22 protein-coding genes are annotated in these 23,927 nt (G+C 65.9%); 13 read left to right on the forward strand and 9 right to left on the reverse strand.

Annotation, left to right across the window (positions count from 1 at the left end):
- Positions 1-2: 2 nt before the first annotated feature.
- From AKI39_RS07780 to AKI39_RS07800, 5 genes are all read right to left on the reverse strand, one after another.
- Complete coding sequence (locus AKI39_RS07780) at positions 3-989, reverse strand: aldo/keto reductase (RefSeq protein ID WP_083228690.1); 987 nt, start codon at positions 987-989, stop codon at positions 3-5.
- 113 nt (positions 990-1,102) lie between these two features.
- Positions 1,103-1,816 carry a Bax inhibitor-1/YccA family protein gene (locus AKI39_RS07785; RefSeq protein WP_066634241.1) on the reverse strand — a complete coding sequence of 238 codons (714 nt, stop codon included), beginning with the start codon at positions 1,814-1,816 and terminating at the stop codon, positions 1,103-1,105.
- 255 nt (positions 1,817-2,071) lie between these two features.
- Positions 2,072-2,338: a hypothetical protein gene (locus AKI39_RS07790; RefSeq protein WP_066634242.1), complete on the reverse strand. Its 267-nt coding sequence runs from the start codon at positions 2,336-2,338 to the stop codon at positions 2,072-2,074.
- Between the two features lie 67 nt (positions 2,339-2,405).
- Positions 2,406-2,861: a DNA polymerase III subunit chi gene (locus tag AKI39_RS07795; protein WP_066634244.1), complete on the reverse strand. Its 456-nt coding sequence runs from the start codon at positions 2,859-2,861 to the stop codon at positions 2,406-2,408.
- 29 nt (positions 2,862-2,890) lie between these two features.
- Positions 2,891-4,393, reverse strand: a complete 1,503-nt coding sequence (locus AKI39_RS07800) for a leucyl aminopeptidase (RefSeq protein WP_066642461.1) — start codon at positions 4,391-4,393, stop codon at positions 2,891-2,893.
- A gap of 59 nt (positions 4,394-4,452) precedes the next feature.
- On the opposite strand from AKI39_RS07800, the gene lptF reads away from it, so the two are divergent.
- Positions 4,453-5,607 carry an LPS export ABC transporter permease LptF gene (lptF, locus tag AKI39_RS07805; protein ID WP_076879673.1) on the forward strand — a complete coding sequence of 385 codons (1,155 nt, stop codon included), beginning with the start codon at positions 4,453-4,455 and terminating at the stop codon, positions 5,605-5,607.
- 224 nt (positions 5,608-5,831) lie between these two features.
- Positions 5,832-7,325 (forward strand): CoA-acylating methylmalonate-semialdehyde dehydrogenase, encoded by a 1,494-nt coding sequence (locus AKI39_RS07810; protein WP_066634245.1) that lies wholly within the window; start codon positions 5,832-5,834, stop codon positions 7,323-7,325.
- Here the strand turns inward: AKI39_RS07810 and AKI39_RS07815 are convergent.
- Positions 7,312-8,553 carry a YbfB/YjiJ family MFS transporter gene (locus AKI39_RS07815; protein ID WP_066634247.1) on the reverse strand — a complete coding sequence of 414 codons (1,242 nt, stop codon included), beginning with the start codon at positions 8,551-8,553 and terminating at the stop codon, positions 7,312-7,314. The two genes, AKI39_RS07810 and AKI39_RS07815, sit on opposite strands and share 14 nt — an antisense overlap.
- Positions 8,554-8,733: 180 nt before the next feature.
- On the opposite strand from AKI39_RS07815, the gene AKI39_RS07820 reads away from it, so the two are divergent.
- Positions 8,734-9,315: a TetR/AcrR family transcriptional regulator gene (locus tag AKI39_RS07820; protein ID WP_066634248.1), complete on the forward strand. Its 582-nt coding sequence runs from the start codon at positions 8,734-8,736 to the stop codon at positions 9,313-9,315.
- A gap of 146 nt (positions 9,316-9,461) precedes the next feature.
- Here the strand turns inward: AKI39_RS07820 and AKI39_RS25455 are convergent, their stop codons facing one another.
- Positions 9,462-10,163, reverse strand: a complete 702-nt coding sequence (locus AKI39_RS25455) for a hypothetical protein (protein ID WP_066634249.1) — start codon at positions 10,161-10,163, stop codon at positions 9,462-9,464.
- Between the two features lie 186 nt (positions 10,164-10,349).
- On the opposite strand from AKI39_RS25455, the gene AKI39_RS07830 reads away from it, so the two are divergent.
- On the forward strand, positions 10,350-11,294 hold the full coding sequence (locus AKI39_RS07830) for a CysB family HTH-type transcriptional regulator (RefSeq protein WP_066634250.1): 945 nt from the start codon (positions 10,350-10,352) through the stop codon (positions 11,292-11,294).
- A gap of 288 nt (positions 11,295-11,582) precedes the next feature.
- On the forward strand, positions 11,583-11,900 hold the full coding sequence (locus AKI39_RS07835) for a DUF2325 domain-containing protein (RefSeq protein ID WP_066634251.1): 318 nt from the start codon (positions 11,583-11,585) through the stop codon (positions 11,898-11,900).
- 135 nt (positions 11,901-12,035) lie between these two features.
- Here the strand turns inward: AKI39_RS07835 and AKI39_RS07840 are convergent, their stop codons facing one another.
- A complete protein-coding gene (locus AKI39_RS07840) occupies positions 12,036-12,641 on the reverse strand; it encodes a C40 family peptidase (RefSeq protein WP_235610771.1) in 606 nt (201 codons plus the stop codon).
- Between the two features lie 403 nt (positions 12,642-13,044).
- On the opposite strand from AKI39_RS07840, the gene AKI39_RS07845 reads away from it, so the two are divergent.
- The 7 genes from AKI39_RS07845 (at position 13,045) to AKI39_RS07875 (ending at position 20,398) form a co-directional block, all read left to right on the forward strand.
- Positions 13,045-14,925, forward strand: a complete 1,881-nt coding sequence (locus AKI39_RS07845) for a propionate--CoA ligase (protein ID WP_066634253.1) — start codon at positions 13,045-13,047, stop codon at positions 14,923-14,925.
- Positions 14,922-15,329: a heme-binding protein gene (locus AKI39_RS07850; protein ID WP_066634257.1), complete on the forward strand. Its 408-nt coding sequence runs from the start codon at positions 14,922-14,924 to the stop codon at positions 15,327-15,329. Before AKI39_RS07845 ends, AKI39_RS07850 begins: the two co-directional genes overlap by 4 nt.
- 182 nt (positions 15,330-15,511) lie before the next feature.
- Positions 15,512-16,786 carry an MFS transporter gene (locus tag AKI39_RS07855; RefSeq protein ID WP_083229080.1) on the forward strand — a complete coding sequence of 425 codons (1,275 nt, stop codon included), beginning with the start codon at positions 15,512-15,514 and terminating at the stop codon, positions 16,784-16,786.
- A gap of 58 nt (positions 16,787-16,844) precedes the next feature.
- Positions 16,845-17,855 carry a 4-hydroxyproline epimerase gene (locus AKI39_RS07860; RefSeq protein WP_066634258.1) on the forward strand — a complete coding sequence of 337 codons (1,011 nt, stop codon included), beginning with the start codon at positions 16,845-16,847 and terminating at the stop codon, positions 17,853-17,855.
- 143 nt (positions 17,856-17,998) lie between these two features.
- Complete coding sequence (locus tag AKI39_RS07865) at positions 17,999-18,610, forward strand: LemA family protein (RefSeq protein WP_066634259.1); 612 nt, start codon at positions 17,999-18,001, stop codon at positions 18,608-18,610.
- Between the two features lie 308 nt (positions 18,611-18,918).
- Positions 18,919-19,671, forward strand: coding sequence for a TPM domain-containing protein (locus AKI39_RS07870; protein WP_066642471.1), 753 nt, complete (start codon positions 18,919-18,921; stop codon positions 19,669-19,671).
- Positions 19,672-19,780: 109 nt separating this feature from the next.
- A complete protein-coding gene (locus AKI39_RS07875) occupies positions 19,781-20,398 on the forward strand; it encodes a TPM domain-containing protein (protein ID WP_066634261.1) in 618 nt (205 codons plus the stop codon).
- 70 nt (positions 20,399-20,468) lie between these two features.
- On the opposite strand, the gene AKI39_RS07880 is transcribed toward AKI39_RS07875, so the two are convergent.
- Positions 20,469-21,632: a hypothetical protein gene (locus AKI39_RS07880; protein ID WP_066634262.1), complete on the reverse strand. Its 1,164-nt coding sequence runs from the start codon at positions 21,630-21,632 to the stop codon at positions 20,469-20,471.
- A gap of 302 nt (positions 21,633-21,934) precedes the next feature.
- Between AKI39_RS07880 and acs the strand changes: the two genes are divergently transcribed.
- Positions 21,935-23,914 carry an acetate--CoA ligase gene (acs, locus tag AKI39_RS07885; RefSeq protein ID WP_066634264.1) on the forward strand — a complete coding sequence of 660 codons (1,980 nt, stop codon included), beginning with the start codon at positions 21,935-21,937 and terminating at the stop codon, positions 23,912-23,914.
- The last annotated feature ends 13 nt before the right edge of the window (positions 23,915-23,927 follow it).

The raw sequence follows: 23,927 nt of genomic DNA on the forward strand, positions 1-23,927 counted from the left end.
CCTCAGGCAAACAGGCCCGCGATGCGTTCGCGCATGGCGGCGTCGGGCAAGCGACCGAAGCCCGCCCGCAGGTTGTCCTGCATATTGGCGGGCTTGGAGGTGGCCGGGATGACGGCCGTCACGGCGGGATGGCCGACGATGAACTTCAGGAAGACCTGTGCCCACGAGGTGCAGTCGATGTCCGACGCCCAGTCGGGTAGCGGCTTGCCCCGTACCTGGCGAAACAGCGCGCCGTCCTGGAAGGGGCGGTTGATCAGCACCGCCACGCCGTGCGCCTGACAGACCGGTAGCAGGCGCTTTTCGGCCCCGCGCTCGGTGACGGACAGATTGATCTGCACGAAGTCCGGCTTTTCGCGTTCCACCAGCCTGGCCAGTTCGTCCTGCGCCGACTCGGTGTAATGCGTGATGCCGAGGTAGCGCGTCACGCCCTGCTGCTTGAGTTCGCGCAGCAGCGCCAGCTGCGTGGCGGTATCCACCAGGTTGTGGACCTGGATCAGGTCCAGCTTGCGGGTGCGCAAGGCGGCTTCCGAATTGCGCACCTGCCGCAGGCCCGCGTCACGGCCGTTGGCGCCTATCTTGGTGGCGACGAAGACCTTGTCGCGCGCCCGCAGCCTGGCCAGCAGTTCGCCGCTGACGGCTTCCGCATCGCCATAGCTGGGCGCGGTATCGATGACGGCGGCTTGGCCCGCGGAGGCCAGCAGGCGCTGCACGACTTCCTGCAGCGGGGCGAGTCCGGCGGTGTCCTTCGGTGAAACGTCGAAGGTGCCGGCCGTGCCCAGTCCGATGACGGGCAGTGTTTCACCCGAGGATGGAATGGCGCGGCGATGCATGGCGGCGGGCTGGGCGCCTGGCGAGGCGTCCGACGCCTTGGATGGCGTTGAAGTGCCCACGGGATTCGCGCCATGGGGTGTGCCCGCGGCATGCGCCAGCCAGGCGGGGGCCAGCGCGGCGATGGGCGCGTTCAGCAGGAAACGTCGGCGGCTCGGCATGATCGTGTACTCCGAAAAGAAAAGGGGCTCACGAATTGCGAGCCCTTCGACTATCGGCGGGGCGGCGGTGGGCCGCCCCGCTGTACCGCTTGCGGTGTGCCGCCTACTGGCGATCAGTTCCGATTGCCGCCGCTGAATGCGCTGAGCAGCATCAGCAGGTTGGAGAAGACGTTGTAGACGTCCAGGTAGATGGCCAGGGTAGCGGACACATAGTTGGTTTCACCGCCGTTGACCACGCGCTGCAGGTCCACCAGCATGAAGGCGGAGAAGATCACGATGGCCAGCACCGAGATGGTGAGCATCAGCGCGGGCAGCTGCAGGAAGATATTGGCCAGCGCCGCGACCAGGATGATGATGGCGCCCGTGAACAGCCATTTCTGCAAGTTGGACAGATCCCGCTTGATGGTCGTCGCCATGGTCGCCATGGAGCCGAACACGACCGCGGTGCCGCCGAAGGCCATCATGATCAGCTGCGAGCCGTTGCCCAGGCCAAGGACGAAGCCCAGCAGGCGCGACAGCATGACACCCATGAAGAAGGTGAAGGCCAGCAGCAGCGCCACTCCCAGGCCGGACTCCTTGTTCTTTTCGATGGCGAACATCAGGCCGAACGCGCCCAGCAGGAAGATGATGGCCGACATGCCCGGACTCGCACCCATGACGCGGTTCAGCCCGGTATACAGGCCGACCGCGGCGCCCAGCACCGTGGGGATCATGGAAAGCGCCAGCAGCCAATAGGTATTGCGCAGGACGCGGTTGCGAACCACCTCGCCCGGTACGCCGGCATAAGCGCCCGTGCGGTTGAAAGGGGAAGGACGGTAATCGTTCATGTGACGAGCTCCTGATAGGGCCATTCAGCGATGGCTACGGTGCTTTGACGCGCACCGCGGCTGACAGTTCCCTGAATTATAAAGACCAGTGAACAAAGAGTAACCCAGACCGCGAGTGACCGGTAGTGTGCCGGTGGATCAAGCCCGGCCGGGCGTTCTGGAATCTGGACGGATCCCTATGCATACCGGCTGCCGTACGCCGCCGGTATGCCTGGGACCGGCCCGGGCAGCGTCCGTTCCCATGCGGGGTGTTTTTCAACCTGGACGCAGGCGGCTGACCACCCGCTCGACCAGGGCCGGCAACTCGGCTTCCAGCGACTGCCGGACGTGGGCCATCGCCTGGTCCAGGGCCTGCTGGACGGTATATTCCAGTTCCGCCTGCAGCGCCGCGCGCAATACCGGATCCGGGGGGAGGGGGGGCGCCGGCGGTGCGACGACGTCGGTCAGGATGGGCGGTTCGTTGAGGCTGTCGATTTTTTGCGTCAGCGTGGGGATGGCGGGATCGGTATCGCGATAATCCATGGTTCCTCCTGCGGCGGCCGCCTGGGAACAGGCGCGCCGCCATCCTGGCGGTATTGCGCCGCGGACGTCAGTTCGCGGCCTTGCCGCCGATGGCGTGGCTGTGCGGCGATTCGCCCTGTGCCTGGTAGACGCGCCATCGTTGGCGTGCCGCCGGACGGTCGTCGCCGTCCGCGGACACGATCTCGAGTATGCGCGGGAAAGCCTGGTAGTTGGGCGGACAGTCGTCGTCCAGGTTGAGCAGCCAGGGCGCGGGGCGCTCCGCGGTGGCCGGCGCGGCCATGGCCGCCGGGTCGGCCGCGGTCAGCACGACCGGTGTTTCGCTGGCCAGCGGATCCGTCGCCAGGACGTGCGGCACGAAGGAAATATCATCGAACGCCCACAGCATGCGGTCGAAGGCAGTCAGCCGCACCGGGTCCGCGCAGTACACCACCAGCGGCTGCCCCGCCAGGTATTGCTTGCGCGCCACCTGGCAGGCGGTGCGCAGCCTGTCCGGTGCGCCGAAGGCGAAGTCGATGCGAGCCATGGCCGATACGGTTCCCGGTAGCCGCCGCCTTAGAGCTGGTTCAGCAGGAATTGCATCAGCAGCGGCACCGGCCGGGCCGTGGAACCCTTTTCCTTGCCGCCGCGCCATGCCGTGCCGGCGATATCCAGGTGGGCCCAGGGGTAGGCCTTGGCGAAGCGCGACAGGAAGCAGGCCGCCGTCACCGCGCCGGCCGGCGGGCCGCCGATATTGGCCATGTCCGCGAAATTGGACTTCAGCTGTTCCTGGTAGGCGTCGTCCAGCGGCATGCGCCAGGCGGTGTCCAGCGATTCGCGGCCGGCGCGCAGCAGGGCGTCGGCCAGGGCGTCGTTCTTGGAGAACAGGCCGCTGTTGACGTTGCCCAGGGCGACGACGCAGGCGCCGGTCAGCGTCGCGATGTCCACGACCGCGGAGGGCTTGAAGCGCTCGGCATAGGTCAGCGCGTCGCACAGGATAAGGCGGCCTTCGGCATCGGTGTTCAGGATTTCGATCGTCTGGCCTGACATGCTGGTGACCACGTCGCCCGGCTTATTGGCCTTGCCGCTAGGCATGTTTTCGCAGGTGGGGATCAGCCCCACGACGTCCAGCGGCAGTTGCAGTTCGGCCAGGGCGCGGAAGGCGCCCAGCACGCTGGCGGCGCCGCACATGTCGAACTTCATTTCGTCCATGGTGGCGGCCGGCTTGATGGAGATGCCGCCCGAATCGAAGGTGATGCCCTTGCCCACCAGCACGACGGGCCCCGCGGTGTCCTTGGCCTTGCGGGCCGGCTTGCCGGCGTGGCGCAGCACGATGAAGCGTGGCGGCTCGTCCGATCCGCGCGCCACGGAAAGGAAGGCACCCATGCCCAGGGCTTCGATCTGCTTGCGGTCCATGACCTGGACCTTCACGGTTTTGTAGGCGCGTTCCAGCTTGCGGGCGGTTTCGCCCAGGTAGGTGGGGGTGCAAAGGTTGCCAGGCATGTTGCCCAGCGTGCGCGCGAGCTCCATGCCGTTGGCGATGGCGCCGCCTTCGCGCAGACCGGCCTGCACGTTCGTGGCATCGGCGCGTTCGATGCAGTGGACGACCTTGCGCAGCTTGGGGCGGGCGTCGCGATCGGGCTTGCCGAAGCTCTCGTCGTAGTGATAGGTGGCGTTGCCCGCGGAGATGGCCGCCAGGCGGGCGCGCGCGCGGATCGGCGTGTCTTCGAGCGGCACGGCAACCAGCGTGGAGGCGCCTTCGGTCAGTTGCGCGCCAACGCAATACGTGGCGAACGCCTGTTCCGCCGCCGCATGCACGCGCGCCGAGTATTCCTCCTGCTTGCCCAGGCCCACCAGCACCACGCGCTGCGCCGCCACGCCAGGAAGCGAGCGCAGCACCAGCGTGCTGCCCTGGCGGGCGCGGAACTCGTTCTTCACCACCGTGCGCAACGCGCCGTTGCTGGCGCGATCGATGAGGTCGGCCGCGGCCGTCAGGACGCCTTCGGCGAAAACGCCCACCGCCAGCGCGGCGGTCTTGACCTGGTGCAGGGAGGCAGTGCTGTGTGTGCTAAATTCCAGTGACATTGAAGGCGTTCCCGTATGCGTCGATAATTCGCGATTATCCCGCATATTCTCCCATGTCTCTATTCAAACGATCTGTTGTCAGCGAGATCACCAGTCACGCTGGCGTTGTCTTCTCCACGCTCGTGGTGGTCTGGCTCAGCGTGCTGCTGGTCCGCCTGCTGGGCGAGGCCGCCGGCGGCACCATCGGTCCCGATGTCGTGTTGGGCCTGGCCGCGTTTTCCACCATCACCGCATTGCCCACCATCCTGTCGGTGGCCTTGTTCATCGCGGTGCTGACCACGGTGACGCGCAATTACCGCGAATCCGAGATGGTCGTCTGGTTCGCCAGCGGCCTGTCGCTGGCGGACTGGCTGCGGCCGGTGATGCGCGTCGCGCTGCCGGTGGCCGTGATGGTGGCGGTCCTGACGCTGGTGGCGTCACCCTGGGCCTATCGCCAGATCGGCGAATACCGCCAGCGTTTCGAGCAGCGCTCGGACCTGTCCAAGGTCTCCGCGGGGCAGTTTGGCGAATCGCAGGACGGGGCCCGCGTTTTCTTTGCCGAAGAACCAACAAACAAGGGCGACGAACTGGGCCATGTGTTCGTGCGGGCCATCGATCCGGAATGGCTCAGCGTGCTGACCGCCGCCAGTGCCCGCACGGAAACCTTGCCCAATGGCGATCGCTTCCTGGTCCTGAGCGCCGGCCACCGCTACGACCTGAAGCCGGGCAGCGCGGAATTCCGCATGGTCAATTTCGACCAGTACGGCGTGCGGCTGGAAAGCAAGTCCACCGAGGACCCCGCCGCGGAGGCCCGCGCGGCCGCCGAGCGATCCAGCAAGGCGCGCAGTACCTTCCAGTTGATGGAAGACAATACCTCGAACGCCTGGTCGCAGGTCATGTGGCGCATCTCCATGCCGGTGGCGGCCCTGGTCCTGGCGATCATGGCCGTTCCGCTGGGCGCCGTGAATCCGCGCCTGGGCCGCTCTGGCGACCTGCTGATCGCCGGCCTCGTCGCGCTGCTGTACATGAACCTGATCAACCTGTTCCGGGCGTGGATCGCCGACGGCCGCATTCCCTTCGGCCTGGGCTGGTGGCCCGTGCATGCGGCGTTGCTGGTCTTCGCCACGTATCTGTTCATGCGCCGGCTGCGGGTGAAGGCGCCCAAGGATAGCGGCGGCCGCAACGGCGGCGGCCCCAGGCCGCCGGCCGCAGGCGCCGCGGCAACGTAGGCCGCACCGGCGATGGGATAGCGCTGTCAGTAGCCGGCGCGGCCCTCGACTTGAGCATTGAGCCGGCCCCAGGATTGGATGCTTTCCGATCCTGGGGTTTTTCATGGTGGCGACTCCATTTCCACGGCGCGGGTTTCCTTCTACACTGGCCCGGCAATACCGGGGGCATCGACATCACGACGGCCACCCGGACGACGATTCCCACAAGGAACCAGGAGGAGACCATGAACGAGATCCCGCGCATCCCGCTGCTGATCGGCGGCGAACGCGTCCAGTCGCGCACAACCCAATGGCGCGACGTCATCAACCCGGCCACGCAGGAAGTCGTGGCGCAGGTCCCTTATGCCACGCCGGAGGAACTGGACCGCGCGGTGGCCAATGCCAAGGAAGCGTTCAAGACCTGGCGCAACAGCGGCCAGGCCGCGCGCATGCGGGTCATGCTGAAGCTGCAGCAGTTGATGCGCGAGAACACCGGCAAGCTCGCGGAACTGATCACGCCGGAACACGGCAAGACCCTGCCCGATGCCGAAGGCGAAGTCGGCCGCGGCCTGGAGGTGGTCGAGCACGCCTGCGCGATCGCCAGCCTGCAACTGGGCGAATATGCGGAAAACGCCGCGTCGGGCATCGACGTCTACACCCTGATCCAGCCCCTGGGCGTATGCGCGGGCATTACGGCCTTCAATTTCCCGGTGATGTTGCCGTGCTTCATGTTTCCCATCGCCGTGGCCTGCGGCAATACCTTCGTGCTCAAGCCGTCGGAACAGGATCCTTCCTCCTCGCTCCTGCTGGCCGAACTTGCACTGCAAGCGGGCCTGCCGCCCGGCGTGCTGAACGTGGTCCATGGCGGTGCGGACACGGCCAACGCGCTGTGCGAGCATCGTGACATCAAGGCGGTTTCCTTCATCGGTTCCACGCGTGTCGGCACGGAAATCTATCGCCGCGCCTCGGACGCCGGCAAGCGCTGCCAGGCCATGATGGGGGCCAAGAACCACTGCGTGATCCTGCCGGATGCCGACCCGGAAGTCGCCTTGAACCAGCTGCTGGGGGCGGCCTTTGGCGCCGCGGGCCAGCGCTGCATGGCGACATCCGTGGCGGTCTTCGTCGGGGCATCGCGCGATTGGCTGCCGGACTTCGTCGCGCGGGCCAGGCAGCTGAAGGTCAATGCCGGCACGGACCGCGGCGCCGACTTGGGACCGCTGGTATCGAAAGTCGCCAGGACTCGCGTGGAAGGCTTGATCCAGCAAGGCGTGGACGAGGGCGCTGAATTGCTGCTGGACGGCCGCGGCATCCGGGTCGCGGGCTTCGAACAAGGCAATTTCGTCGGGCCCACGGTATTCGGCGGCGTACGCGGCAACATGAAGATCTACACCGAGGAAGTGTTCGGGCCGGTGCTGTGCGTGGTCGGCGTCGATACGCTCGAAGAAGCGGTCGAGTTCATCAACGCCAACCCGAACGGCAACGGCGTGGCCCTGTTCACGCAGGATGGCGGCGCGGCCCGCTATTTCCAGAACAACATCGACGTGGGGCAGGTGGGCATCAACATCCCCATCCCCGTGCCCGTGGCGTGGTTCAGCTTCACGGGATCGCGCGGCTCCAAGCTGGGCGACCTGGGCCCGAACGGCAAGCAGGCGGTGCAGTTCTGGACCCAGACCAAGACCGTGACGGCGCGCTGGGCGGCGCATGGCCGAACGGTCAACACGACGATCACGATGCGTTGACGCGGGCGTCCCCGGCGTGCGAGGGCTGGCCGCCGCCCGCGACCAGCCCGATCAACAACACGATGACCAGCATGACCGTCGAATCCAGGAACAACAGGCGGTGGTTGCCGCCTGTTGCGTTGAACACCGCTGAAAACCCGTAGGCGGCAACCGCCAGGCCGATGGCCGAGATAACGCTGGCGCGCGTCCAGGCGATGTTCTGGCGCGTTGCGTTGTGGGCCACCACTTCATGCACCCGAGCAAGGACCAGCGGCACCATGCCGGGGGCGAACGTGCCGATGATGGCGGTCAGGACGCCCAGCACGAGCAGGTCGCTGCTGGCGTAGAAGCCCAGGAACACGGCCGCCATGATGAGCGACACGATACGTACCGTCGACTTCGATCCCAGGCGGTCGGCCAGGTAGCCGTACAGCGGCGGGCCGACGATCGCGCCCAGGCCGTAGATGGCCCAGAACACCGAGCCCAGGTGCGTGCCTTTCCCAAGGCCGCGGGCAATGAAATCGACCAGGAACACCATCGGCGGCACGGCGGAGCCGGCCATCAGCGCATATTGCAGATACAGCAGGCGGACGTGGCGCCCGAAGCGCACGGTGCGTGCGTGCTGCGCGCCCGGGCTTGCCGCGGCGGGTGCCAGCTTGCTGGCGGGCCACGCGAACCAGCTGGCGGCCGTCAGCACGACCGATATGATGCCCAGGCCTATCCAGGTCTGCGCCAGGCCCAGCCCCAGCAGCAGGGGAATGATGGTCCCGGATCCCGCGATACCCAGGCCGAGGCCCAGGAAGATCGCGCCACCCGCGGCGCCCTTGCGGGCCGGCGGGACGTGCGGGAGGATGGTCCCCGCGACCAGCACCATGACCACGCCGCCGGCGATGCCGGAGACGAAGCGCCAGCCGAAATACCACCAGAACGACAGCGGAACGGCGCAGGCGAAGAAGGCGGCGGAAATCAGCAGCATCATCAGCCGCAATACGTGCTCATTGGCGACGCGCGAAGCCAGCGGCCGGCCGATCAGCGCGCCCAGCACATAGCCGGCCAGGTTGGCGGAACCCAGGTAGACCACCGCGGATGTCGTGAACCACTGCGCGTGGATCAATTCGGGGATCAGGGGCGTGAAGGCGAAACGGGCAAGGCCGATGCTGTCCAGGCTGGCGCACAGGCCGGCGAAGATGTACCGCCAGACGAGCAGGCGGTCGACTTTCGCCAGGGAGAGTGAAGGTGTAGAGGACATCGAAGTTTTCGCGAGCGGGAGTGAAAGGGCACCGTTTCCTCGTGCCCAACAGGCGGATTTACTTTGACATGAGTGTCAAGTTTGACAAGGTAGTCAAAGTTGACACTGCTGTCAAGCATATGCTCCAATTCCATTGCGGCGGGCGACGCAGGCATCGCCGCGCAACCAAGGAGTAGGTGTATGGCTGGAGTCCGCCAATTCGATGAGCGTGACGCCCTGGACAAGGCCCTGGCGCTGTTCTGGAGGCAGGGCTATTCCAATACGACGATGCAGGACCTGGCCGCCGCGACGGGGGTGCAGCGCGGCTCTCTTTACAACGCGTACGGGGACAAGGAGACGCTCTTCCTGCGCGTATTCGGCGTCTACCGTGAGAAATACGTCGGGCAGATGCGGGACGCGCTGGACGATGCCGACCTGCGCACGGCACTGGGCCGCTTCTTCGGCTTCGTCATCAAGTCCATGACGACGGGCGTGCCGACCCGGGGCTGCCTGAGCAGCAAGACCGCCTTGGGCACGGAAGAGCTCGATGATCCCTTGCGGGAGGCCATCCGCGATCTACTCGACGACATCGAAGCCGCGCTGTACGACAGATTGACCCGCGCGGACGCGCAAGGGCGGCTGACCATGGACGCCCGGGACGCCGCCCGCATGATCGTGACCATGACGCGGGGGCTGGTGGTGATCGAGCGCGTGTACCAGGACGACAAGCACATGCGCAGGATGGCGGATCTGCTGATCGGCCAATTGGTGAAAGCGGAATGAAGCGGGGCCGTGCGCCGTACTGTCGTGTGCGGTGCGCGCGAGCGGCTGGCTCGTGACGCTGTCCTTCGTACGCGATCCGGCCGGGAAGCTGGTGAATGTTCTGGCGCACACCAGGAACTGAATGTGCGCCATATCGGCTGGGATACTTACTTCTGAAGCGTCGGGACCGGTGAGACCGCCGGCGCCGTCGCTGCGACGGGCTGGCCCTGCGAGACCGGAATCGCGGCCAGGAAGGCCGGATCCTTCAGTAATTCCTCGATATTGAGCCGCAGAACGTCGTTCAAGGCGCCGAAGACATTGGCGAACTTGGCCGTCTTGCGCTGTACCTTTTTGGTGCCGTCATACACGCGCTGTCCGGTGGACGTGTCTGTGACCATGTATTCGATGCTAAGGGTCCAGTCCACGGAATAACCCAGGTCATCGCAGAGGAAATCCTGGATGCTCGCGGTCAATACCCGCGGCTGGTTGGCGCCGAGCTTGATACCCACGAAGCGCAACTCCGTGAACGTCGCATCATGCATCACATCCTTGATGTCCTTTTCCAGCAGAATATCCCCCATCGCGGTATTCCGGATCTGGTTCGGTTTGACGTCGGTACGGCGCCGAGTCGTCGTTTGCACGGGCTGGGATGCACCCGGCGTCAGGCTGGGGCTTGCGTCTGGTTGGCGATTGACGTCATACGAGAAGTCGCCGAGGGCTACGGCGCCGTCGGCAGAAATCGTCGACGCGGGTGTGTACGTATAGGGTATGCCGCGCACGTTGGCGCATCCCGCCAAGGCCACGAGGGCCAGCGCACCGGCTGTGCCAAGAATGCAGCGCAAAACACGACCTGCCCGATGCTTCCACATATCACATCCTCATCTCATAAATGGTGTAGTTATTTTATACATATTTATACAAATATGGATGAGTATGAGGAAGGCCTAGACGCGTGATCGGCTTAGCGCATCGATGGGCAGAAGCATAGACAACAAAGTAATTTAGAGATATCTCCTTATTACTTATAATTGGATTCCCTCCTAGGAATCCGCTTCATGAACCTGCAACAGTTCCGTTTCGTCCGCGAGACCATCCGCCGGGATTTCAATCTGACCGAAGCCGCGCGCATGCTGTACACCTCGCAGCCCGGCGTGTCCAAGGCCATCATCGAGTTCGAGGACGAGCTGGGCATCAAGATCTTCGAGCGCCACGGCAAGCGCATCAAGGGCCTGACCAAGCCGGGACTGGCCGTTTCGCAGGTGATCGATCGCATCATGCGCGAAGTGGACAACCTGAAGAAGGTCAGCGATGAATTCGCACGCCGCGACGAGGGTGGCTTGGTCATCGCCTGCACGCACACCCAGGCGCGCTACCTGTTGCCGCGCGTGATCCCGGCATTCCGCCGCCAGTTTCCCAAGGTGCATCTATCGCTGGCGGAAGGCAGCCCCGGGCAATTGGCCGAGATGGTGCTGCATGAGCAGGCCGACCTGGCCATCGCCACGGAGTCGCTGGCCCTGACCCCAGGCCTGGCTACGCTGCCTTGCTATACCTGGGAGCATACGGTGGTGGTACGGCCGGACCACCCCCTGGCGGAATTGACCTCCAGCGAGGCCAAGCGGCTGACGCTGGCACAGCTGGCGGCCTATCCGCTGGTCACCTACGACCGTGCGTTCACCGGCCGATCGACCATCGATGAAGTCTTCGCGGCCCAGGGCGTGCATCCCGACATCGTGCTGGAGGCCATCGACGCGGACGTGATCAAGACCTATGTCGACGTGGGATTGGGCATCGGCATCATCGCGGGCGTGGCCTACGACCCGCGGCGCGACAGCGGCCTGGTGGGATTGCCGGTGGGGCATCTGTTCGGCACCCATACGACCCGTGTCGGGATCAAGGCCGGCGTGTTCCTGCGGGATTACGTCTATACCTTCATCGAAATGCTGACGCCCGCGTTGACCCGGCAGGTCGTGATGGACGCCGTCCAGGGCGTTCACGAATAAGAGGTAGCGGGTTCACGCCCGGGGGCCTAGGGCGTGTCCGGCCCTGTGCACTGGCGGATGGCGGCGCTACCGTGGTGCCGCCCGGACCCGGCGCGTTCCCGTGCCTGCGGCCGTGCGCGCGTAGCGCTTCGGGGGTCGGTCTTCCCCAGTCCGCCGGCGTCGCCTGGCCGCCCTATGCGACGCACGAACTTCATAGGCAAATTAAACGAGAATTCCTCTCATTTACTTGCTCAGAAAAACAAGAATCATTATCATTGGTCCACGATCAACGACGCAACGAGGTCTGTCATGTCGACGGCACTTAGCGCAGTGGTGGTGGGCGCGGACCGACTGGGCAATATTCCCGATCTGCTGAAAGGGCACAACATCGCGATTACGCATCACATCAGCGGGCGCGATCCATCGCATCAGAAGCGCGGGCTGCAGCTTCCTTCCGGCACGCAGCTGGTGATCTTGCTGACCGATTTCCTGGGCCACAACGTGATGAAGACGTTCCGGCAATCGGCCCAGCGCGCGGGCATCCGCGTGGTCGCCTGCCGGCGTTCGGTGTGCAGCATGCAGCAGGCGCTGACGCAGTGCGGCTTGTGTGGTCGGGTCGCCAGCTAGTGCAACAGGGATAGGGCCGCCGGCCATGCGCCTGTAGGCACGGGTGGCGTGCATAGAGATGGGGCGGCCATGGAAAAAGGCCGGTCGCTGCATCAGCGACCGGCCTTTTTTCGTACGGGCGGCTATGCCGCCACGTCAGTTCTGTGCGTGCGCCGATGCCACCAGCGTGGTGTCGATGCGCCGGGCGCCGTTGTAGCGCTTGTTCCAGTACGCCATGTCCAGGCGTTCGATGCGCACGACGCCGCCACGGCTGGGGGAATGCACGAAGCGGTCTTCACCCACGTAGATGCCCACATGGGAATAGCGACGGCCCATGGTGTTGAAGAACACCAGGTCGCCGATCTGCAGATCGTTGCGCGCGACCGGCACGCCGATTTGGAACATTTCCGCGGCGGTGCGCGGCAGCTTCAATCCCAGGGATTGTTCGGCGACATAGTTCACCAGGCCGCTGCAGTCGAAACCCGTGCCGGGCGAATCGCCGCCGCTACGATAGCGGATGCCCAGGTAGTTCAACGCTTCGCCCGCCAGCACGGTGTTGTCGGTAGAGGCGCTGCTACCCGGATAATTGCTTACGGTGCGGGGGGCCCGGCGCAGTTTCTGCGCCAGCAGCTTGCCGATCGGATCGTCATTGTCGGCGGTGGTCCAGGCGGCATCGTAGGCATCCTGGTCGAAGCTGGTATAGGCGGTATCGCGGCCAGGAGCGGTATTGGCGCATCCCGCAAGGATCGCCAGGCCAGCCATGACGGCGCCGAGGCGCAGGGCACGGGCCTGCTGGAGTAGAAGTCGATAAAAGGATAGGGTTCGGTAGTCGTATCGTTGCATTGTTCGCTTGAAGGCGCGGATGAGCACGCCTGGAAGACGACGGACGACCGCCGTATGGGAGATTCTGCGGGGCGATTCTATCAAAGCTGCGTATAGCTTCCCGAGGAAGTGCGTATACGCTTTGCCTCATCCCGCGCCGATGTTGGCGCACTGCATAAGACGGATAGAACCGGCGGAAAAAATGCCGAAAGAACGGAGCTGCAGGGGGCGGGGGCCGCGCATCAAGCGTGGTGACCACGTTGCAAAGGCCGCCGCGCAGAGTCGGACAACTCGTAAAGATCGTCAGAATCTGCAACAGAGCGAAGGATAACAGGAGACAGCCATGCAAAGAACCCGGGTTTTCCACTACTCGTCCGTTCATCAACCTGAAACATTTTGGCACAGTGAGGCTGGACGTATCCATTGGGATGTGCCACCGGAGCAGGTCCTGGACTTCAGCCGGCCGCCTTTCGCGCGCTGGTTCGTGGGCGGCCAGACGAATCTGTGTTTCAACGCCGTGGACCGCTGGCTCCCCCAACAGGCTGATAGACAAGCGCTGATCTGGGTGTCCACCGAGGTGGACCAGGAAAGAATATATACGCGAATGGCGCTCTTCGAGGAGGTCAACGCGGCGGCCGCCATGCTGCGGGAACAGGGCGTGGGCCCGGGCGACCGGGTGCTGATCTATATGCCCATGGTTCCGGAAGCCGTTTTCGCGATCCTGGCCTGCGCGCGGCTGGGGGCGGTCCATTCGGTGGTCTTCGGCGGGTTCGCCTCCCACAACCTGGCGCAGCGCATCGACGACGCCCGACCCAAGGTGATCGTGTCCGCCGACGCGGGTTCACGCGGGGGCAAGGTCATGCCCTACAAGCCGCTGCTGGACAAGGCGCTGGCCATGAGTCAGGCCCAGCCGGACGCGGTGATCCTGCTCGACCGTGGCCTGGCGCCGATGACGCGCGGCCCGCGCGACCACGACTATGCGACCCTGCGCGACCGCCACCAGGGCGCCCGCGTGCCGGTAGCCTGGATGGAGGCGGGGGCGCCCAGCTATATCTTGTATACGTCCGGCACCACGGGCAAACCCAAGGGCGTGCAGCGCGATACCGGCGGCTATGCCGTCGCCCTGGCCGCCTCCATGGAATACATCTTCGACGGCAAGCCGGGCGAGACGTTTTTCTGCACCAGCGACATCGGCTGGGTGGTCGGCCATTCCTACATCGTTTATGGCCCGCTGATCGGCGGGCAGGCCACGCTGCTGTACGAGGGTACGCCGGTGCGGCCCGACGGCGCGATCCTGTGGAAGCTGATCGAGCGCTTCAAGGTGAACACGCTGTTCTCCGCGCCCACCGCGGTGCGCGTGCTCAAGCGCCAGGATCCCGCGCTGCTGCGCCGGCACGATCTCTCCTCGCTGCGCGCCGTTTACCTGGCGGGAGAGCCCCTGGACGAGCCGACCGCCCGCTGGATAGGCGAAGGCCTGGGCAAGCCGGTCATCGACAACTATTGGCAGACCGAAAGCGGCTGGCCCATCCTGTCGGGCCAGCCCGGCGTGGAGCGGGTGCCCGCGAAGTTCGGCAGCCCTTCGTTTCCCTGCTACGGCTTCGATGCGCGCGTGGTCAGCGAGACCACCGGCGAGGACCTGGGACCCGGGCAGAAGGGCGTGGTGGTGATCGTGCCGCCGCTGCCGCCGGGCGCGATGACGACGATCTGGGGCGACGACGAACGTTTCGTCAGCACCTACTTCGAATCGATTCCCGGCCGGCAGCTGTATTCGACCTTCGACTGGGGCATGGTGGACGAGGATGGCTACTGGTACATCCTGGGGCGGACGGACGACGTCATCAATGTCGCGGGGCATCGCCTGGGCACGCGGGAGATCGAGGAATCGATCAGCAGCCATCCCAAGGTCGCGGAATGCGCGGTGGTGGGCGTGGCCGATGCCATCAAGGGCCAGGTGGCACAGGCCTTCGTGGTGCTGAAGGAAGAACCGGCCGACAGCGATGTCGTTGCCGCGCTGGAAGGCGATATGATGCGCGTGGTCGAAGAGCAGTTGGGCGCGGTCGCGCGGCCCGCGCGTATCCGCTTCGTCAGCGCCTTGCCGAAGACGCGTTCGGGCAAGGTGCTGCGGCGGGCCATCGTCGCGGTCTGCGAGGGTCGGGATCCCGGCGATCTGCCGACCATCGAAGATCCCAACGCCCTGGAAAAGATCAAGGAATCCCTGACATGATCACCAAGCAAGCCCTGACCGCGGATGACGTCAAGAAGATCCTGGCTGCCGCCGAAGACCATGCCCTGAAGAACCAGTGGCCGGTCACCATCGCCGTCGTCGACGACGGCGGCCACTTGCTTGGCTTGCTGCGCCTGGACGGCGCGGCGCCCGTCAGCGCGCACATCGCGCCGGCCAAGGCGCAGACCGCGGCCATGGGACGGCGCGAATCGCGCGTGTACGAGGAAAGCATCAACAATGGCCGCTACGCCTTCCTGTCCGTGCCGGGCATACAGGGCCTGCTGGAAGGTGGCGTGCCCATCGTCGCGGACGGTCAGGTCGTGGGCGCCGTGGGCGTGTCCGGCGTGAAGGCGTCGGAAGACGCGGAAACGGCCAGGGCCGGCATCGCGGCACTGGGCCTGTGACGCCGTCGTCGCCGGATCGATCGGTGGCTGGCACGCCGGCCGCCGATAATGCCGTCCCCGAGCAGCGCACCGAACGGAGCCTGGCCGCATCGCCCGAGGGGGCGGCACCGCACGGCAATGCGGCACCGGCCGAAGGCAGCCTGAATCCAGGCGTGGCGCGCCGCGAGGTCTGGTCGTGGGCGATGTACGACTTCGCCAATTCAGGCTACACGACGGTCATCCTGACCACGGTGTTCAGCGCCTATTTCGTCGGGGTGGTGGGCGGGGGCGCCCATTGGGCGACCCTGGCCTGGACGAGCGCGTTGTCCGTTTCCTATCTGGCGATCATGCTCACCATGCCGTCGCTGGGCGCGCGCGCCGATGCGCGGGGCGCCAAGCGCAAGCTGCTGTTCGGCAGCACGGTGGGATGCATCCTGGCCACGCTGACGCTGACGCAGGCCGGGCCGGGCGATGTCTGGCTCGCCTTGATCGGTATCGCGGTCTCCAACTATTTCTACTGCATCGGCGAATCGGCGGTCGCCTCCTTCCTGCCCGAACTGGCGCGTCCCCATGCGCTGGGCCGGGTATCGGGCTGGGGCTGGAGCTTCGGCTATTGCGGCGGCATGCTGTCCCTGGGCCTGTCCCTGGTCGTCGTGTCGTTGGCGCAGGCGCGCGGTGAAAGCGCCGCGCAGTTCGTGCCGTGGGTCGTGGCGCTGACCTGCGGGGTGTTCGCCCTGTCCGCGCTGCCTTCCTTCCTGTGGCTGCGCGAGCGCGCCCAGCCGCGGGCGCGCGCCGAGGCCAGCCCGGACATGCTGGGGCAGCTGCTGCGCGCGTGGCGCGATACGGGACGGCATCATCCGCAGTTCCGGCGCCTGCTGATGTGCGTGGCCTGCTACCAGGCCGGCATCGCCGTCGTGATCACCCTGGCGTCGGTCTATGCCGAACAGGCCATGGGTTTCAAGATGGCGCAGATCATGATGCTGGTGTTCCTGGTGAATATCGCCGCGGCGGCGGGCGCCTTCCTGTTCGGTTACCTGCAGGACCGCATCGGGCACAAGCGCGCCCTGGCGATGACGCTGTGCGGCTGGATCGCCATGGTGCTGATCGCCTATGCGGCCGTCACCGTCAACGTGTTCTGGGTCGCGGCCACGCTGGCCGGCTTGTGCATGGGCACGAGCCAGAGCGCGGGCCGCGCCATGGTCGGCGCCCTGGCGCCGGAAAAAAGACTGGCGGAATTCTTCGCGCTGTGGACCTTCTCCGTGCAACTGGCGGCGGTGGTCGGACCCCTGACCTATGGCCTGGTGACCTGGCTGACGCACGGCAATCACCGCCTGGCGATCCTGGTGACGGGCTTGTTCTTCGTCGGCGGCCTGGCGCTGCTGCACCGGGTGGACCTGGCGCGCGGCATGGAGGAACGCCGCGCCGCGGCCGACGGCGCCGGCGCGACGGCCGGGCCGGCGCCCGGTTCCACCGTTTGACGCTACTATCGTTGCATCGCTTTTGGCACATCGCTTTTCAACGCCTCGTTCGATCCCCATGACTTCCCATACCTTCTTCTGCGTGGACGGCCACACCTGCGGGAATCCCGTGCGCCTCGTGGCCGGCGGCGCCCCGGCGCTCCGGGGCGCCAATATGGTGGAAAAGCGCGCGCATTTCCTGCGCGAATACGATTGGATCCGCACGGGCTTGATGTTCGAGCCCCGCGGCCACGACATGATGTCCGGCGCCATCCTGTATCCGCCGACGCGGCCGGACTGCGATGTCGCCTTCCTGTTCATCGAGACCTCCGGCTGCCTGCCGATGTGCGGCCACGGCACCATCGGCACGGTGACCATGGCGCTGGAGCGCGGGCTGGTGACGCCGCGCGAACCGGGCGTGCTGCGCATCGATACGCCGGCCGGCCTGGTGGAAGCCCGCTACGAGCAGGACGGGCCGTATATCAATAGCGTGCGCATCACCAACGTACCGTCTTTCCTGTATGGCACCGGGCTGGAAGCCGAGGTCGAAGGCCTGGGCCTGGTCAAGGCCGATGTTGCCTACGGCGGCAACTTCTACGCGATCGTCTCGCCGCAGCAGGCATACGCCGGGCTGGAGCACGTGCAGCCTTCCGACCTGCTGCGCTGGAGCCCCCGACTGCGCCAGGCCTTCGGCAGCAAGTATCAATTCGTCCATCCGGAGAACCCGGCCATCAACGGCCTGTCCCATGTATTGTGGACGGGCACGCCGCAGCATCCGGAAGCCCATGCGCGCAACGCCGTGTTCTACGGCGACAAGGCCATCGACCGGTCGCCCTGCGGCACGGGGACGTCGGCGCGCATGGCCCAGTGGGCGGCGCAGGGCAAGCTGGATGTCGGCAGCGATTTCGTGCACGAGAGCATCATCGGCACGCTGTTCCGCGGCCGCGTGGAAGCACGCACCCGCGTCGGCAACCTGGACGCCATCGTGCCGTCCATCGAAGGCTGGGCGCGCATGACCGGCTACAACACCATCTTCATCGACGACCGCGATCCCTTGATGCATGGATTCCAATTGAAGGATAAGGTGTAGCGTTCCGATCCTCTCCAAGCGCGTTGTCTTCCGGTAAGGCATCGCGCCGCGACGGGGACGCCCATGCGCTATCTTTGCAGGGTAGCCATATGCGATATCTGGCGCGGATGTCCGCGGGCACATCTTTCACAGGCGAGGTCTTCATGCAAATCAGGCAACAACCGTTCGTTTCACACTGGCGCGTACTGGCGTTGACGCTGCTGCTGTCGCTGCTGTCCGGCTGCGGCATGAACACCATCCCCACGCTGGACGAGCAGGTCAAGGCGGCCTGGGCGCAGGTGGAGAACCAATACCAGCGCCGCGCCGACCTCATTCCTAACCTGGTGGAGACCGTCAAGGGCTATGCCAAGCAGGAACAGGACACCTTGACGGCCGTGGTGGAGGCGCGCGCCAAGGCGACCTCGATCAAGGTGGACGCCAGCACCGTCGACGATCCGCAGAAGCTGCAGCAGTTCGACCAGGCGCAGCAGCAGCTGAGCGGCGCGCTCGGCCGCCTGCTGGTGGTGTCCGAGCGCTACCCGGACCTGAAGTCCAACCAGAACTTCCTGGCCCTGCAATCGCAGCTGGAAGGAACGGAAAACCGCATTTCGGTCGCGCGGCGCGATTACATCGCGGCCGTCGAACGCTACAACACGGAGATCCGCACCTTCCCCGGCCGCCTGTGGCATATGGTGCTGTACCGCGACTTGCCGGTGCGCGAAACCTTCAAGGCGAGCGCGCCGCAGGCGGACCAGGCGCCCAAGGTCAAGTTCTGATGATGCGGACGGCGACACGGCGAATGGTGGCCATCCTGCTGTCGGCCTGCGCGCTGGCGGCGGGGGCCGCCGCGTTCGCGCAAAAGGATGGCGGGACGTCTTCCCCGTCGGCGATTTCCGGTCCGTTTTCCGCGGGGGCCCCGGCGTCCTCCGCGCCCGCAAATGCGCCTGGCGCCGGCGCGGTCGGCTCCAATGCGGCCGGTCCCGGCGTGCCCGCGACCACCGCACCCGCGGGCGCCGCTCCCGATGCACCTGCAAGCGCGTCGCCACCGGCCCATACGCCAACATCCAGGAGCGCCCCGTCTGCCGTGCCGGGAGCGTCCGATGCGCCCTCGGCTTCGGATTCCTCCGCCGCGCCGGCGCCGGCCCTCGTGGGCCGCGTCGTGGACGATGCAGGGTTGCTGGATCCCGCCAGCAGCGCGCGCCTGGCCGACATGCTGGCGGCGCATGAAAAGGCCACGGGCCAGCAGGTGGTGGTGGTGACGGTACCCAGCCTGCGCGGCGTGCCGATCGAGGATTTCGGCTACCAGCTGGGACGCCGCTGGGGCATCGGGCAGAAGGGCAAGGACAACGGCGCGCTGCTGATCGTCGCGCGCGACGATCGCAAGGTGCGCATCGAGGTGGGCTACGGCCTGGAAGGAACGCTGACCGACGCGATTTCGTCGACGATCATCAACCAGGTCATCATCCCGGCCTTCCGCCAGGGCGATTTCAACAAGGGCATCGTCGACGGCACCAGCACCATGCTGAAAGTGCTGAGCGGCGATCCCAACGCCGTTCCGCAAAAGCAGGTAACGGCAGAGCGCGACGGGCCGACGTCGATCCCGGTCTTTGTCATCTTGCTGTTCATCGTCATCGTGGTGATTTCTCGCATGGGCGGCTACGGCGCGCGCCGCAGCGGCGGTGTGCTGCCGGGCGCGATACTCGGCGGCATCCTGGGCAGCCGGGGCCGCTACGGCTCGTCCGGTGGTTTCGGCGGTGGCGGCGGCTTCGGTGGCGGTGGCGGCTTTACGGGCGGCGGCGGCGGCTTCGGCGGCGGCGGGGCCTCCGGTAATTGGTAGCCGCCTGTGCGGCCATCCGCGCAGCCGTGACCGCAATGCGAACCGATCGATCAACCGTCGCGCGGGGCGAACCGCCGCGGGGGCCACGCCAGGGATTTGACGGAACGATATGACACTGCTGAATGAAACCGAACTGCGGCAGGTGGCGGACACCATCGCACGTGTAGAACGCGATACCGATGCGGAGATCGTCACCGTGCTGGCCGCGCGTGCCGACGACTATGCCTATATCCCGCTGCTGTGGGCCAGCGTGGTTGCCCTGGTGGTGCCAGGCTTGCTGAACTACGGCGTCGTGGTCATGGGGCCGCACGCGCTGCTGCTGACGCAGTGGGCCGTATTCATCGTATTGGCGCTGCTGTTTCGTGTGCCGGCGATCACCACGCGGCTGATTCCGCGGCATGTGCGGCGCTGGCGCGCGGCCAATCTGGCGCGCCGCCAGTTCCTGGAACAGAACCTGCATCATACGCAGGGCGAAACCGGCATGCTGATTTTCGTATCGGAAGCCGAGCGCTACGTCGAAATCCTGGTGGATCGCGGCATCAGCGCGCGGCTGCCCGATGCCACGTGGGACCCGGTGATCGCCGCCTTTACCGAGCAGGTGCGCAAGGGTGAAACCGTACAGGGCTTCGTGGGCTGCATCGAGCGCTGCGGCGCGCTGCTGGCGCAGCACCTGCCCAGCACGTCGCAGCGGGACGAATTGCCGAACCGGCTGATTGTGCTGCCTTGACGCGTCACGCTGCGGTCTTCATGGTGTAACGGCGATCAGGTCCAGCTTCAGATCGGCGGTCCTGCGCGCGCTAAACGCGCATGCCCGCCGACGCGTCGCCGCGGCCCAGTGCCCAGGCGCCGCGCGCATCGTTGCAGAGTTCATTGCGAAAGGATCGCCTGGCGTAATCCAGGTCCAGGCGGTCGCCGGGCTTGACCACGCCGTTGGCACGGCCCAGGTCGAGCGATTCCCAGCTTTTCAACAGCAGGTCGAACGCCGCGCAGGCATCGCGCTGTTCATGCGTCAAATCATGGCCGGTGGTCTGCAGCAGCGCCGCGTGCGCGGCCAGGGATCCGACGTGGTAGTACCAGTAGACGACGCCGTCGTGGCCACAAATCAGGCCGGCGTCACCGGGGTGATCCGCATGGAGGACCTCTATTGCCGGCGTTCCGACCATTTGCGCGAAGCCGCGCAGCATGCGGTTGCCGGCTTCGCTGTCGCGCAGCGTGGTGAGCATGCGGTGAAATCCGTCCTTGTACGGCAGCATGTTGTGGTGCAGGTTGACGCGCAGTCCGACGGGCCGCACGCCAGCCGCGTCGGGTGCGTTCGCGCCGGTGGTTGCCGGGGAGCGATGGACCGCATCCAGCAACGTTTGCCGGAAGGCCAACGTACCCGGGTGCAGGTCGATGCGCTTGCCTTGCTCGTAGGTGCCGGTCTCGAAATAGTTCATCGCGCACAGCAGCAGATCGAATAGACCGCACGCGTAGCGCTTCTGCGAGGTAAAGGGCGGCCACCCGCTGTGCGGCTGCATTTTCATGCCATAGGCCAGGACGGTATCGGGGCAGATCGCCAGGTGTAGCGCGCCCTGCGCGTCCGCGGTAAGCCCGGCCTCGAACAGGCCATGCGCGCGTACGACCGTGATGGACTGATTGCCCAATTTCTGGGCGAGGTCGCTCAACAGCAACTGCCCGATCGGCGTCTTGCCGATCGTCGCCAGGCCTTCCATCAGTGGCTCTTCGTCGCGGTTGATGTCGGCCGCGATGTGGAAGGTCAGTACCGCGCCCCGGTCACCCAAGGCGGTATCCGTGTTGGCGGTACCGGACGCCACCTGGGGTGGGGCGGCGACCGGACACAGGATGATCCAGCCGGACGGCGGCGGTGGCGGCACCTGCAGCAGCGGGGCGGCCGTGACGGGGAGCGGCGAGGTGGAGGACTGGAGCGGGCTGCTGGACGCTGAGTGATTGGGAAAATACATCGGGTCTCCGTGGGTGGCGACAGGGGCACGAGCCGGGGGCGCGGACATGGCAGGCGGCTGGGTAGGAAAGCCGGCCGGTGCCGTTCCCGGCGGCTAGGGTTTTTCCCAGTCCGGATGGCGGCGGATATCCGGCGCTGCTGCTATTCTTCTTTCTTGTCGGCGGCGCCCGTTCCGACAAGATCGGGCGCGCGCCAGGTGCCTTAGAACGCGCGTGCCGCGCGGTCCGTTTCCGGTCCGTGCAGGCATGCCAGCCAGGCAGCAAAGAACAACAGAATCACACGCATCGTCTTCAGGAGACCGCCATGTCCAACGCCATCCAATCCGTGCTGGTCGAAAACCGGGTATTCCAGCCGCCCCAGCGCGCGTCGCAGGGCGCCAGCATTCCCAGCATGGAGGCCTACGAAAAGCTGTATCGCGAGGCCGAGCAGGACAGCTCGAATTTCTGGGCGCGCATGGCGCGCGAAAACCTGGCCTGGACGAAACCCTTCAGCCAGGTCCTGGACGAAAGCAATGCGCCGTTCTACCGGTGGTTCGCCGATGGGGAGCTGAACGTATCGGCCAACTGCCTGGACAGGCAGGTGCAGAACGGCAACGTGGACAAGGTCGCCATCATCTTCGAAAGCGACGACGGCAAGGTCGACAAGGTCACCTATGCCGATCTGCTGGCACGGGTATGCCGGTTCGCCAATGGCCTGAAATCGCTGGGCTACAAGAAGGGCGACCGCGCCATCATCTATATGCCCATGTCCGTGGAGGCGGTGGTGGCGATGCAGGCCTGCGTGCGCCTGGGCGTGATCCATTCCGTGGTCTTTGGCGGTTTCTCGGCGAAAAGCCTGCAGGAACGCATCGTCGACGTCGGCGCCACGCTGGTCATTACGGCCGACGAACAGGTGCGGGGCGGCAAGGTCATCCCGCTGAAGCCGGCCGTCGAGGAGGCCTTCGGCATGGGTGGATGCGATGCCGTGCGGCAGGTCATCGTCTATCGCCGCACGGGCGGGCAGGTGGCCTGGAACGCCGGGCGCGACCTCTGGATGCACGATGTGGCGGCGAACCAGCCGGATACCTGCGATCCCGTTCCCGTTGAAGCCGAACACCCGCTGTTCATCCTGTACACATCCGGTTCGACCGGCAAGCCCAAGGGCGTGCAGCATTCGTCGGCGGGTTATCTGCTGTGGGCACTGCTGACGGTAAAGTGGACTTTCGACGCGCGCCCGGACGACATCTACTGGTGCACGGCCGACGTGGGCTGGATCACCGGACACTCCTATATTGCCTACGGGCCGCTGGCCGCTGGCCTGACGCAGGTCATGTTCGAGGGCGTGCCCACCTATCCCAACGCCGGCCGCTTCTGGGACATGATCGCGCGCCACAAAGTCACGACCTTCTATACCGCGCCCACGGCCATCCGCTCGCTGATCAAGGCGGCGGACGCCAACCCCGACACGCATCCCGGCCGCTACGACCTGAACAGCCTGCGCATCCTGGGGACGGTGGGCGAACCCATCAATCCCGAGGCCTGGATGTGGTACCACAAGAATGTGGGCAACGAGCGCTGCCCCATCGTGGACACCTGGTGGCAGACGGAAACCGGCGGCCACATGATCACGCCGCTGCCGGGTGCCACGCCGACCAAGCCGGGCTCCTGCACGCTGCCCCTGCCGGGCGTCGCGGCGGCGATCGTCGACGAAACCGGCGCGGACGTCGAGCGGGGCAATGGCGGCTTCCTGGTCATCAAGAGGCCCTGGCCGGCGATGATCCGCAATATCTGGGGCGATCCGGAGCGCTTCAAGAAGAGCTATTTCCCGCCCGAACTGCGCGGCTATTACCTGGCGGGCGATGGCGCGCAGCGGGACGCGGACGGCTATTTCTGGATCATGGGGCGCATCGACGATGTGCTGAACGTCTCCGGCCACCGCCTGGGCACCATGGAGGTGGAATCCGCCCTGGTCGCGCATCCCATGGTGGCCGAGGCCGCGGTGGTGGGGCGGCCCGACGACACCACCGGCGAGGCCGTGGTGGCTTTCGTGGTGCTCAAGCGCACGCGGCCGGAAGGCGCCGAAGCGGCGGACATCGCGCGCCAGCTGCGCGATTGGGTCGCCAAGGAGATCGGCCCCATCGCCAAGCCCAAGGACATCCGCTTTGGCGATAACCTGCCCAAGACGCGTTCGGGCAAGATCATGCGCCGACTGCTGCGCGTGGTGGCCAAGGGCGAGGAAATCACCCAGGACGTATCCACGCTGGAAAATCCCCAGATCCTGGAGCAACTGGCCAAGTCGGTGTAGCGAATTGTCCGGA

The organism is Bordetella sp. H567, assembly GCF_001704295.1.
GTDB lineage: Bacteria > Pseudomonadota > Gammaproteobacteria > Burkholderiales > Burkholderiaceae_B > Bordetella_C.